The 14721-nt window shown below is 61.7% G+C and carries 4 protein-coding genes; all 4 read left to right on the forward strand.

All coding sequences use genetic code 11. From position 1 onward, the window contains the following. The first annotated feature begins 4 nt into the window (after window positions 1–4). Window positions 5–1783 (forward strand): ShlB/FhaC/HecB family hemolysin secretion/activation protein, encoded by a 1779-nt coding sequence (locus RHSP_RS16800; RefSeq protein WP_004119636.1) that lies wholly within the window; start codon window positions 5–7, stop codon window positions 1781–1783. Window positions 1784–1803: 20 nt separating this feature from the next. After that, window positions 1804–2259, forward strand: coding sequence for a hypothetical protein (locus tag RHSP_RS16805; protein WP_004119639.1), 456 nt, complete (start codon window positions 1804–1806; stop codon window positions 2257–2259). 58 nt (window positions 2260–2317) lie between these two features. Then, window positions 2318–2875 (forward strand): hypothetical protein, encoded by a 558-nt coding sequence (locus RHSP_RS16810; RefSeq protein WP_037152583.1) that lies wholly within the window; start codon window positions 2318–2320, stop codon window positions 2873–2875. 323 nt (window positions 2876–3198) lie between these two features. Then, on the forward strand, window positions 3199–14721 hold an 11523-nt coding region (locus RHSP_RS16815), incomplete at its 3' end, for a two-partner secretion domain-containing protein (RefSeq protein WP_037152577.1).

Raw genomic sequence — 14721 nt, forward strand, 5'->3', positions numbered from 1 at the left:
GCCTATGATCTTGGCTTTCGGGCCGAGCCGTCTGCGGTTCGGCCAAGGCTTTTCGAAGTCGTGTCTCAACGCTCCGCTTACGGTCGCGTTGCTGTCGGCAACGCTGGTCTCCTCCCAGGTCGCCGCACAGCAATCGCCGAGCGATGATTTCGCGCGCCGTCAGGCGCAGCAAGCCGAGCAGCAGCGCCTTGACGCACTGCGGGAGGCTACGCCGAAACCTTCGTCCCTGCCGATCGATCAGAAGCAGGCGCCGGCTGCGCAGCAAGGCGGTCCTTGCTTTGCAATCACCCAGGTCACGGTGGAGGGGGTGAAGCAGTTTTCGGCGGCGACGATCGGCAAGGTCACGGCACCTTATACGAACCGTTGCGTCGGCGTCGGTGAGATCAATGCGCTGCTGCGCGATTTGACGCATCTCTATCTCGACAAGGGTTTCGTGAGCTCTCGTGTCTACGTGCCGGCGCAGGACATCGCCAAGACGAAAACCCTGCGCCTGGTTGCCGTCGAGGGCACGCTTGCGGACATTTACATCAACGGCAAGCCGGCGCCCGGTTCCGGTGTGATCGCTGCGGCTTTTCCCGGCATGAAGGGCGGGATCACCAATCTGCGCGATATCGAACAGGGTCTCGATCAGATCAACCGTCTGACTTCCAACAATGCCAAGACCGCGATGCTGCCCGGCAAGACGAATGGCACGTCGATCCTCAATATCGAGAGCAAGCCGGATCATCCCTGGCACCTTTCCGTCGGCAACAGCAATCTTGGCCAATGGCAGACCGGATATTCCAAATCCTCCGCTTCGGTTGGCTATGACAATCTCCTGCATCTCAATGACCAATGGAACTTTGCCTACGAGCATACCGGCCCGGACTACCCATGGCGCAATGATGGAGTGGGTAAGAGCAACAGCTATTCCGGCAATGTCAGCGTTCCCTACGGCTACTGGACGTTCTCGCTCAATGGTTCCTGGTACGAATACAATAGCTCCGTTCCCGGGAATTTCGGGCCGCTGAATACTTCAGGCAATTCCAAGCAAGCGGGGATCGGCGTCAATCGCGTGATTTTCCGCGACAAGGATTCGATCACGACCTTCAATAGCGGCCTGACCTACAAGGAATCCAACAACTTCCTGCTCGGCAGCAGGATCGAGGTTGGTAGCCGCAAATATACGGTCGGCGATCTCGGCATCTCGCACTCTCGCCGAATGCTGGGCGGTCTTTGGGTACTCGACCTTTCCTACCGTCAGGGGCTTAGTCTCTTCGATGCGGTTGCGCCTGGCGATGTCGGCGCCGGAGACGCGGATCCTCGCTTCTCGAAATTCACCGGCACGATCACCATGACACGGCCGTTCGAACTGGCCGGACAGCGTCTGGAGATCAATTCCGTCGTCACCGGGCAATACTCTCCCGACAATATGTTCGGGGCAGAGCAGATCTCGGTCGGCGGCTATTCCTCCGTACGCGGGACGCGCGAGACCATGCTCTTTGGCAATAACGGTTTCTTCGTCCGCAACGATCTCGTCTGGCGCACGCAGCCTTTCGCCGACAATGCCGCGCTCGCCAAGATCTTCGGCGAATTCCGCCCCTATGTCGGCCTCGATTACGGACGGATCGCCTCGCAGGCGCGCCACCGCATCGAAGGCGGCGACATGCTCGGCTGGACCGCAGGCGCCAAGCTTGCCGGCGGCAATGTGAATTTCGACATGGGTTATTCGGATGTGCTCGGCGGCACGGTCAATCGGCGCGACTCTGGGCTCCTCTTCGTAAGCGCTTCAATACGTTGGTAAAAGTGTAACAGGGTAAAATCATGACGATCGCAATAATGAAGGATCACAGAGCTCTCTCGCTTTCCGCCGCGGCGCTTCTGAGCTGTACAATTATCCTGTCTGGCTGTGGTGGCCGCGAGGCGCATCCGATCGCCTCCACCAGTGCCGGCGACACCGGAATGGAGTGTAGCGGTATCAACCGCGAATTTGCGGCGAACGAACGCCAGATCCTGACGACCGTCAAGGAACGCTCGCAGGCCCAGGGCAAGAACGTCATTCTTGGCGCGACGGGTGTCCTTTTGTTTTTACCAGCTCTGTTCTTCATGGATCCGAAATCACCGGAAAAGATCGAGATCGACGCGTTGCGCAATCGCAACCAGGTGCTGACGGATCTTGCTCGTTCGAGAAAGTGTGCGGCACCCAAGTCGCAGTTGGGCGAACTTTACAAGAAACTCGACGGTGGCGTGAAGACGACGTCGGCGACAAGGGGCGGCTGAGGAGGTTAAAATGTACATGCGTTTGATACGCGACACCGACGCCTTGGCAGTCCTGCTGATGCGATACATATCTGGCGGCATCGCCATAATGCTTCTGATGATACTCAGTTCCTGCGTGACGGCAGATCCGCGGCTTGTCGCTGCTCTTCAACGGAGTTCGGTGCGTGAAGTCCGCATCGAGACGGCGCCTGATGTGAAAATGACGGGGCTTTTCACGGAAGGCAAACCCGATCCGCAATTGGCCACGGTTGTTCGCGTATTGAAAGGGACTATGGAGAAGGAGCTGATCGGGCTGCCTGGCGGTCCAACGCGAGCGCGGCTGGTCGTTACCTTGCATGTGGTCAATCTCGCCACGAAGGCAGGACGCATTCTCATTCACAGCGACAGCCAGATTTCGGGGACGGTCAGGCTGGAAGACGTCAGGACCGGACACCTGATTGCCGAGCAACCGGTTGTCGCAGCCGGTAACAGCGGCATGCGCGGGGAGGGGCTCGGCATATTTGTGGCCATGGCCGTCAACGCGGCTTCGGCTGCGGGACCTGACGATATTCTAGCACAACGGCTGTCGAGGGCATTCACGCAACAGATCAAGCGGTGGTTACTGACGAAGAAGTAGCGTCTCGGACCTCTGGGCGGCGCGCCCGCCTTCCCCGCGTCGCAAAGACTTAAAACGGCTGTGACAAACTATCCGCGATGCGTGTTCTCTCATGCTTGCCTATAGTAATTGGTGTAAAATTCACACACATTTTACCAAAATCACGCGAACAGCCCAAAGTTTGCTCTCCATATCCGTGTAGTGATTGACGTCCGCCACCAAGTCCACCAAGAAAAATCATCAATATGTGCCGCATGACGCGGCCTGGGCGAGGCGAGATGTGGGCTAGATGTTCCTGCGAGATCCGCGGACGTAGCCCCGCCTCAAAAGGGCGAGAGCGTATCATGGGTAAGCATCCAAGGCAGGATTCCGGCAGCGCCATTTATCGGCTCGCGCGCCTCGGACATCAATCGCTTGCTGTCACCCTCAGCGCGCTCCTGTTTCTGCAGCCGGCGATTGCCAATGCCCAGTCGGTATCGGCAAGCACCACGGCGCCCGCCGCAAATCAGCCGAGTATCGGCGCTGCACCCAACAACGTTCCGTTGGTGGATATCGTCACTCCAAACAGCGCCGGCCTCTCGCACAACAAATACGACAATTTTAATGTCGGCACACAGGGTCTGATCCTCAATAATTTCAAGGGCAATCAAGGCACTTCGAACCTCGGTGGGGTGACGCCGGGCAATCCAAACCTCAATGCCGCGAACCCGGCTTCCGTCATCTTGAATGAGGTGACCAGTGGCAACCGTTCGGCGCTGAATGGTCCGACAGAAGTTTTCGGCGGTCGAGCCGATGTTATAGTAGCGAACCCTAATGGAATAACATGCAACGGCTGCGGCTTCATCAATACGCCGCATGCCACGCTGACGACCGGTGTCCCCACTATCGGCGCCGACGGAAGCCTGACCGGCTTCACGGTCAATGGCGGCGATGTCACCTTCGAGGGGGCGGGTGGGAACTTTGCGGCCGCTCCCGGTTCCGTCGATCTGTTCGACGTCGTTGCCCGCAACATTCACGTCAATGCGCCCTTGTACGGCAAGACCATCCGGCTGACGGGCGGCGCCAGCAAATATGATTACGCCACCGGCGACTCCACAGCGCTGACGGCAACGTCAGGCACGCCGGAATATGCCATCGACGGCACGGCGCTCGGCGCCATGCAGGCCGACCGCATCAAGGTCGTCGTCACCGAGAAGGGCGCTGGCGTCAAAATGAGCGCCGATATGGCCGCCAATGCCGGCGAGTTGTCGCTATCGGCCGATGGCAAGATCTCGATCGGCAATGCCTCCGCACGCGATGGTGTCACCATCACCTCCAAACAAAAGGTGACGGCAACCAAAGTTACCTCGAAACAGAAACTCGCTGTCCAGGCCGACCAGGGCGCCACCCTGCAGACGGCCGCTGCAGATGGCGACATTGTTCTGGCAAGTGGCGCTGGTCTCCTGAGTGTGTCGGGCGATGTCAATAGCGGCACGACTGTACAGACGAGTTCGGACGGCGGGATTGCTGTCGGAAGCGTGACGGCTGGCAACGGTGCGGCAACGCTTGTCGCCACCTCTGGCGATATTGCGATTGCGGGTGCTGCCAATAGCACCGGTGACCTCAGTCTGACAGCGACGGCCGGCTCGATCTCGACCGCCTCGCTGCAGAGCAGCCAGAATATCGCCTTGAATGCTGCTCTCGGGATTGCTGTTGCCGGCAATGTGCAGGCGCAAGGCAACGTCAGCGCCACAGGCCGGTCGATCTCAGCCGGCAAGGTCGTCTCCGGCATCAATCTCGCCGCCACCAGCGCCGATCCGAATGGCAATGTGGTTCTTGGAACCGCAGGCGATCTCAGCCTGACGGCGACCGGCGGCAGTATCGCCACCGGCAATCTGCTGTCGGCTGGAAGCCTCAATGCGACGGCGACAAGCAATGTTTCGGCCGGCAGCATCCAGTCGATCAACGACCTGACGATCACCGCGGCGTCGCTGACGTCAAGCGGCCTCACCTCGCATGGAGCGCTTACGGTCAATACGGCAGGCGGTCGTGTTGACGTCAGCGGCCAGGTTCTTGCCGCAAGCAACGTCCTGATCTCGGGTTCTGCCCTTCAGGCCGGCGCCATTGCCGCCGGCGTCGACTTTGCGGCTACCGATTCGAGCGGCGGCAGCATTGTTCTTGGCTCGTCAGGCATGCTCGGTTTGACCGCCACGGCAGGCAATATCGTTGCCGATAAGTTGCTGTCGGCCGGCGACCTGACTGCTCAGGCCACCCTGTTGCAGGCAAACAATCTCACGAGCCATGGCAATGTCGCGATTATCGCAAGCGGTGCCGCCGGCATTGGCGGCGGCGTCAATGTCGCCAATCAATTGCTCAGCGCTGGCAATATCACAATCACCAGCGACACCAGCGGCGTTGGTGTCGGTCTTCTTGCTTCAGGCGTCGACTTTGCCGCGACCAAGGCGGCGGGCGGCAATATCGTGCTGGCAAGTAGCGGCGATCTGACGATCAACGACAGCGCTGGCGCCATCCAGGCGGGGACGGTGCTCGCAGCCGGCGCGATCAATGCCACCGGCCAGATCATCACCGCCGACACGATCACCGGTCACAAGGACATCACGCTTTCAGGCGTCACCAGCGCGACGGCGGCAAGCGGTCGCGTTGATATCGCCGGCCAGGTCCTCGGCGGCGGCAATGTCGGCATCACCGGCTCGAGCATTGCAGCCGATGCCATTGTCTCTGGCGTCGACATTGCCGCCACCGATACGGCAGGCGGTCGCATCACCCTTGGCCCGACGACAATGGGAACCGGCAATCTGACTTTGACGGCCGCCGGCGCGCTCGGCGTGGGAACGCTGTTGTCTGCAGGCGATCTCAATGCTAGCGGGACGACGATCGCGGCCGGCAATATCTCTTCCCATCACGACATGGTGCTTGGCGGCGTCATCAGTGTCAGCGGCCAGATCCTTGGTGCCGGCAATGTAGCGACCACTGGCCCGAGTCTTTCCGCGCAAACCTTGGTCGCCGGCATCGACTTTGGTGCAACTGATGCTGCCGGTGGAAAGATCGTCCTTGGCCAGTCAGGTGATTTGACCGTGTCGGCCAACGGCGCCGTGGCGGTGCCAACGATAGAGGCCGCCGGCGCTATCAATATGAGTGCTGCCGCAGTCACCAGTGACGCAATTACAGGCCATAAGGACATCACGCTTTCGGGCACCACCGCCGTAACCAACCAAGTTCTCGGCGGCGGCAATGTCAGCATCTCCGGGGCAAGTATCAAAGCCGGCGCTGTCGTTTCCGGCGTCGACTTCGCCAGGACTGCTGCCGCCAATGGCAACATCGTGCTCGCCAGTAGTGGCGACCTGACACTTTCGGCCGCGAGCGCACTCAATGTCGGCCCGCTGCTGTCGGCTGGCGATCTCAGCGCGACCGGTTCGAGCCTCACGGCGACTAGCGTGACCGCCCATGGTGACATGACGCTCGGTGGCGCGATTAACGTCACACAGCAGATTCTCGGCGCAGGTAATGTGCTGATCAGCGGCCAAGGTTTGTCGGCGCAGACCGTCGTCGCCGGCATCGACTTCAGCGCCACCAATGCCGCCGGCGGCAATATCGCGCTCGGCGAGGCCGCGATGATTGCAGGCAATCGCGCTGGTGATTTGAAGGTCGTGGTCAATGGCGCCGTCAGGGCGCCGACCCTGCAGGCCGCGGGTGTGATCGATGTCAGCGGCACCTCCATTACCGCCGACGCGATTACCGGCCATAAGGACATCACGCTTTCCGGCGCCACCACCGTCAACAACCAGGTTCTCGGCGGAGGCAACGTCAGTATCTCCGGGCCAAGCATCAAGGCTGGTACTGTCGTTTCCGGTGTTGATTTCGCCGCCACGGCGGCTTCTGCCGGCAGCATTACGCTCACCAGCAGTGGCGATCTGACGCTCGCGTCGAGCGGCAACATCAATGCCAGCACATTGCTTTCCGCAGGCAGTCTGAACTCGTCTGGCGCGGCGACCGCTGCCGATAAGATCACGGCGCACCACGACATGACGCTCGGTGGTGCGATCAACGTCAGCGGCCAGATCCTTGGCGCAGGCAATGTGCTGATCAGTGGGCAGAGCCTGTCGGCGCAGACTATTGCCGCAGGCCTCGACTTCAGTGCCACCGACGCAGCCAATGGTAAAATCACCCTCGGTCAAAACGGTGATCTGACAGTCTCTGTCAATGGCGCCGTGGCAGTACCGACGATGCAGGCAGCGGGCGTGCTCAATGTCAGCGGCACGTCCGTTACGGCAGATTCGATCATCGGCCACAAGAATATCACCCTTTCCGGCACGACCGCTGGCGGAGTGGCTGTCACCAATCAGGTGCTCGGCGGAGGCAACATCGGCATCTCCGGCTCGAGCATCAAGGCCGGCGCGATTATCTCCGGCGTCGATTTCGCCGCTACGGCCGCTGCCAACGGACATATCATCCAGACGGCAAGCGGCGACATGTCCCTGACGTCGCCAGGCGCCATCAGCGCCGGCACGTTGCTCTCTGCCGGCAATCTGAACGCTTCCGGATCGACCATTGCTGCGGACAACGTTACAGCGCATCACGACATGATGCTCGGCGGCGCGATCAGCGTCGGTGGCCAAATTCTTGCCGCCGGCAATGTCCTGATCAGCGGCCAAAGCCTTTCGGCGCAGACCGTTGTTGCCGGCCTCGACTTCAATGCCACCGATGCCTCCGGCGGCAACATCGTCCTTAGTCAAACTGGTGATCTGACTGTATCGGTCAACGGCGCGGTGACTGCGCCAACCATACAAGCAGCCGGCGTGCTCGATGTCAGCGGCACGTCCGTCTCGGCCGATTCGATCACCGGTCATAAGAATATCACCCTTGCCGGTACGGCGGCTGGTGTTGATGTTGCCAATCAAGTGCTTGGCGGGGGTGACGTTGGCGTCTCAGGCTCGAGCATCAAGGCCGGCGCGATTATCTCCGGCATCGACTTCGCTGCCACGGCTGCGGCCAATGGACATATCGTTCAGACGGCAAGCGGTGACATGTCCCTGACATCGTCAGGTAGCATCAGAGTCAGCACATTGCTCTCGGCCGGCAATCTGAGCGCTTCCGGCGCAACGATTACGGCCGACAAGATCACGGCACACCACGACATGACGCTCGGTGGTGCGATCAACGTCAGTGGCCAGATCTTAGGCGCTGGCAATGTCCTGATCAGTGGGCAGAGCTTGTCGGTACAGACTGTTGTTGCTGGTCTCGATTTCAATGCCACCGATGCTGCCGGAGGCAACATCGTCCTCGGATCAAGCGGTGACCTGACTGTTTCGGTCAGTGGCGCCGTGGCTGCGCCAACCATACAGGCAGCCGGCGTGCTCAATGTCAGCGGAACGTCCGTTACGGCAGATTCGATCACCGGCCACAAGGATATCACTCTTGCCGGTACAGCGGCCGGTGGCGTGGCTGTCGGCAATCAGGTACTCAGTGGCGGTAACGTTAGCATCTCCGGTTCCGCCATCAAAGCTGGCGCGATTATCTCCGGCGTCGATTTCGCCAGGACTGCCGCCGCCAATGGCAACATCGTGCTCGCCAGCAGCGGCGACCTGACGCTTGCCTCGGCCGGCGCCATAAATGCCAGTACACTGCTGTCAGCCGGCAATCTGAACGCTTCCGGCTCGACCGTTACTGCGGACGGGATCACTGCCCATGGGGCCGTGATGCTCGGCGGCGCGATCAGCGTTACAAATCAGATTCTCGGGTCTGGCAATGTTGCGATCTCAGGCCAGAGCCTGTCGGCGCAGACCCTTGTCGCTGGCATCGACTTCGGTGCCACCAATGCCGCCGGCGGCAATATCGTCCTTGGCCAGACCGGAAACCTGACGGTCTCGGTCGGTGGCGCAGTGGCGGTGCCGACGATACAGGCGGCAGGCGCCGTCGATGTGAGCGGCGCGACCATCACTGCCGATGCTGTCACCGGCCATAGGAACATCACCTTATCCGGCGCAACTGGCACGACGACCGCGGGCGGTCGCGTTGACGTAACCAATCAGGTCCTTGGCGGCAGCAACATCAGTATCTCCGGTGCAGGCATCAAGGTCGGGACCGTGGTTTCCGGCGTCGATTTCGCCAGAACGGCAGCCGCCAATGGCAACATCGTCCAGACAGCAAGCGGCGACTTGACGGTTGCGTCGACAGGATCGATCGACGTCGGCACATTGCTGTCTGCCGGTGCATTGTCGGCCAACGGCATTACCGTGACCGCTGATGCGGTCACGGCTCATGGCGATATTACGCTCAAAGGCACCGGTACAACGGCCACGAGCGATGGTGTGAACATTGCTGGCCAGATCCTTGGTGCCGGCAATGTATTGATAGCCGGCCAGAGCTTGTCCGCGCAGACCGTCGTTGCCGGCATCGACTTCGGTGCCACCAATGCCGCCGGCGGCAATATCGTTCTTGGCCAGACTGGCGATTTGACCGTGTCGGTGAATGGGGCTGTTGCGGCGCCGACCATACAGGCAGCGGGTGCCATCGACGTCAGCGGCGGGACCGTCGCAGCAGCTTCGATCACCGGTCACAAGGATATTACCCTTTCCGGCGCGGCAGCTGGCGGCGTCGCTATCACCAACCAGCTTCTCGGCGGCGGTGACGTCTCAATCTCTGGCACGAGCATCAAGGCCGGCACCGTGGTTTCGGGTGTCGACTTCGCGGCCACCTCCGCCAGCGGCGGAAACATCGTCCAGACGGCAAGCGGTGATCTGACGCTCGCCTCTACTGGGGCGATTAACGGCGGCACGCTCTTGTCGGCGGGGGCACTTTCGGCCAAAGGCTCGACCGTGACCGCCGACAGTGTCACGGCGCATGGAAACGTGACACTCGATGGCGCCACCACCGTGGGCGGCCAAATTCTGGGTGCTGGCGACGTGCTGATCAGCGGCCGGAGCCTGGCGGCTCAGGCCGTTATTGCCGGTATCGACTTTGCCGCGACTAATGCTGCGGGCGGCAATATCGTGCTTGGTAACGCCGGCAAACTCAGCGTATCGGTCAGCGGCGATGTGGCGGCTTCGACAGCGCAGGCCGCCGGCGCCGTCGACGCGCGCGGTGCGACCATTACCGCCGACGCTATCACTGCTCATAAAGAAATTACGCTATCCGGCGCCACGACCATTCATCATCAGGTCCTCGGCGGAGGCAATGTTGCCATCTCGGGCTCCGTCATCAAGGCCGGCGCCATTGTTTCCGGCGTCGATTTCGCCAGAACTGCCGCCGCCAACGGCAACATCGTGCTCGCCAGCAGCGGTGATCTGACACTTGCTTCTGCCGGCAATATCGACACCGGCACGCTGCTCTCGGCTGGTGCGCTTTCGGCCAGCGGCGCGGCTGTGAACGCGGATGCCGTCACGGCACACGGTGCGGTCACTCTCGATGGCGCCACCAGCGTTACCGGCCAGGTCCTCGGCGCCGGTAACGTACTGATCAGCGGACAGAGCCTATTAGCGCTGACGGTCGTCGCCGGTATCGACTTTAGCGCCACCAACGCGTCTGGTGGTAATATCGTTCTCGGCCAAACTGGGGACCTGACGGCCCGGCTCCGTGGCGGCTTCTCTGCATCGACGATCGAGGCCGCCGGCGCCATCAACGTCAATGCGGCCACCGTGACGGCCGGTACCGTCACTGGTCATAACGATACTATCCTTTCCGGCACCACAAACGTCAGCGGGCAGATCCTCAGCGGCGGCAACGTCGGTATTTCCGGGCCGGGTATCGCGGCAGGCGCCATCGTCTCCGGTGTCGATTTCGCCGGAACGGCCGCCGCAAACGGCAACATCGTCCAGACGGCGAGCGGCGATATCTCGCTCACCTCGACAGGCGGCCTCACCGTCGGCACGATCCTGTCGGCCGGTGGTCTTACCGCACAGGCGATGGATCTAACGGCAAGCAACATCACCAGCCATGGCAAGACCGATCTGAAGGCCAGCGGTACGGCCGCAAGCGGCCGCGTGAATGTGAGCGGCCAGGTGTTGTCGGCCGGTAGCCTCACAATCGACAGCGCCAGCCTCGACGCCGGTCTCCTGATCTCCGGCGTCGACTTCGCGGCGACCGGCGGGGCAGGGGGCAACATCGTTCTCGGCCCGTCCGGCGCGACCGACCTCACCGTCTCCGGTAATGCCGCGGCCGGCACGATTCTGTCGGCCGGTGACTTCACGGCGAACGCCGCCAATCTACGGGCAACCAGCATCACCAGCCATGGCAAAGTCGGTGTTGTCGGTAACGTCGATGTCAGCAGCCAGATTCTTGCTGCCGGCGACATCACCATCAGTGGCGGCAGCATCAGTGCGCCCACGCTGATCTCCGGCATCGACTTTGCCGCCACCACTGCCGCCGCCGGCAATATCGTGCTGGCGCAATCCGGCGCCATGAACCTCACGACGACGGGCAATATTGTCTCCCAGACCATCCTTTCCGCAGGAGACATGACGGCGGATGCGGCTGATCTCATTGCCGGAAGCATCACAGCTCATGGCAATGCCGGCATTATCGGCAATGTCGATGTCGGCAACCAGATCATTGCCGCTGGTAATCTCACGGTCAGCGGTGGTCATATCAACGCGCCAACGCTGATCTCCGGCATCGATTTCGCGGCCACCAATGCCGCGGGCGGCGGTATTGTGCTCGGAACTGCCGCGACGATTGTAGGCAGTCGCGCCGGCGATATGAATCTGACCGCCTCTGCCGGCGTCACCACGCAGACCATGCTCGCGGCAGGTGCGATCGACGCCAGCGGCAGCACGATTTCGGCCAACGCTGTTACCGGGCATGGCAATATCACCCTTGCCGGCAGCAGCAGCGTCAATGTGGCTGGCCAGCTCCTCGGTGCGGGTGACGTCTTTCTCTCCGGCCCGACCGTCCAGCTGGGCCAAGCCGTTACCGGCGTCGATTTTGCCGCCACCGCACAATCGGCAAACGGCGCCATCGTTCTCGGACCAAGCGGCGACCTGACCATCAATGCCGGAAGTGCCGGCGCCAGCACGCTGATCGTCGCAGGCAATCTCGATGTGGTGGCGAACGCGTTCATGGGCGGCAATATCACCGGCCACGGCGCGGTCGCGATTGGCTCGTCCACCAGTCCTGGCGCAGTCAAGATCAATGGCCAGCTCCTTGGTGCCAGCAATGTCTCGATTATCGGCTCAGGCGTCAGCGGCAATGTCATCGCGGCCGGCGTTGATTTTGCCGCGACCGGCCAATCGGCAACCGGTAATGTCATCCTTGGTCAGGCTGGCGACCTGACGCTCACCGCCACAGCCGGCGACATCTCTTTCAACAGCCTGCTTGCTGCGGGGACCATTACCGCCAATGCGGCGAACAATGTCAGCGCCAATGCTGTCGCCCATGGCGACCTGACCATTGGCGCCGGGAACGCGATCACGCTCAGCGGCCAATCGCTGGGCACCGGCAACATCAACCTCAGTGCCCGGTCGATCACCATCGACACGCTGGTCTCCGGCGTCGACTTTGCCGCCACCAATGCGTCAGCCAATGGCAGCCTGATGCTGCGGCGCGCCGGTGCTATGACGCTTGCCGCCTCCAACGGCAGCGTCAGCGCCAACTCATTGCTTTCCGGCGGCAATCTTGCCGCCACGGCCACGCAGAATATCAGCTATAACAGCCTGCAAAGCCTGGGGAATGCCGCGCTCACAAGCCCGGGCGCCATTGCCTATACCAGCACCACTCGCGTCGGCGGCAATCTGACGCTCAACACCGGTGTGCTCGATCTATCCGGCAGCAGAGGCAGCCGGATGGCCGGCGGTGGCACGCTGATCGTCAACGCCTCCTCGGCCAATCTTGCAGGCAGTAATCTTGTCTTCGGCGGCCTGACCCTCAATCTGTCGGGCAGCGCCGACCTTTCCAACGCGCAGGTCAGCACGGTCACCAATGCCGGCGGTTCCGGCGACATCACCGTCTCCGCCGCAGGTCTCACGACCAACGCCAACACCGCGCTGCTTGCCGCCCACGACCTGACGCTGAACTTGCCGTCGCTCGACAATGCCGGGCAACTGGCGGCAGGCAACAATCTTAACGTCAACATTGCCGGCGATTTTGCCAACGTTCCGGGCGGTCTCGTCTTTGCCGGCAACAATGCCAACCTCTTCGTTGGCGGTACGCTGACCAACAATCAGGGCGCCCTGCTTGCAGGCAACGGCCTTGCCATAGCAGGGCCAGGCGGTGGTCAACGCAACGGTGCGGTCGTCAACATAGCCGGCCTCATTCAGTCGGGCGGCAACATGTCGATCCTGACCAATGGCTTGAGCAACGTTACGACTTCGGCTCCGGCAATTCAGCGCAACGTGCTGATTTCCAATGCTATTCTCAACGCCTATGACGTGATCACCAGGACCTACAGGTGCCAAGTTCACTGCTATGGACAAGGCGATCACGACTACGAGCCGATCTACGTCTGGACGTCAACCGTCGACAGTCTCGTCAGCCAGCTTATCTACCAGGATCAGCTGATCAGCGGTGCCGGCGCCTCCGCACAGATTCGTGCGGGCAGGGATCTGACCGTCAATGCCACCAATCTGTGGAACTCCTACAGTTCGATCAAATCCGACGGCAACATGCTGCTCACCGTCGCGGGCACGCTCACCAATGACGGCGCGACGCTGAACCGCGTCACCCAGACGATTTGCGACAGCTCCACCCCCTGCCAATATTATCCCGACGTCGTTTCCGCAGGTCCTGGAAGCGATTTGGATTGCAGCGGCCCCAATCGCCCCTGTATCGGCAGCAGCGACCCGACACTCACCTATTCGCCGAACCCGAACGGTCAGTGCGATCCGTCGAGAGATCTTAGCGCCGGTACCACGGTCAGCGCCCAGGCGATCGGCGCGATTTCCGGGGTCATCCAGGCACGCGGAGCACTCGCGATCAATGGTGGCGGCGCTGTGAACAACGTTGTGTCCAACGGTTCGATCGCCGGTCAGGTTGCGATTGACGCCCCGGCGACCTCGAACAACCCGCTCGGCGCCTTGGGCAGCATGACGGCCGGCGGGGCCTTGTTCAGTGTCAACGCGGCGCTTTCAAGCGTTGCGGCCAATGGCGGGGCGAACACCAGCGCAGGACCGTCGCTGGCAGGCAGCGGCCCGACGATCGGTTCCGGACCGGCGATCAGCGGCAACAATCTGAGGGCCGGCGGCGGCGCAGCGATCAGCAGCGGCAGTCTGACGGCAGATAGCAGCGCCACGCTGAGCCGTAGCGGCGTGACCGCAGCGGCCGGTCCTTCAATCAATGGCAGCAGCCTGACTATGGCTGGAAATGCCAATGTCAGCGGCAACGGCTTGACGGCCGCCGGCGGCACCGCGGTGAGCGCTAGCGGCCCAATCGCAGCCGCAGGTGCTGTGATCAACGGTGGCGGTGTGTCCGCAGCAGCTGGTAGTTCGATCAGCAACGGCGGCGTTACGGCAGCGGCCGGTCCTGCGATCAGCGGCAATACCCTGACGGCTGCCGGTGCTTCGGTCAGCCCGAACAGCCTCATGGGCAAACTTACCGCCGCGATCGGCAATAGCGGCAATCTTACCCAGATCCTGCAGACGAATGGCGCTCAGCTCGCAGCCCTTGCCAAGCCGCAGTCCGGCGGCGTCGGCGGCACGGTTCCGGGCCAGGTCTTCCTGTTCGAGACGCGAGCAGCTTTCCTCGACGTGTCGAAGTTCTACGGCTCGGCCTATTTCATAGACCGGATCGGCTATACGCCGGAGACCAAGGTTCCCTTCCTGGGGGACGCCTATTTCGATAACCAGCTCATCGACGAGCAGATGCGGCAATTGGTCGGCGACGGCCTCGGCGCGGGATCCTTCATTCCCGGCAATAACGCCACTGACCAGATGAAGACG

The sequence above is a fragment of the Rhizobium freirei PRF 81 genome, assembly GCF_000359745.1.
Taxonomy (GTDB): Bacteria; Pseudomonadota; Alphaproteobacteria; order Rhizobiales; family Rhizobiaceae; genus Rhizobium; species Rhizobium freirei.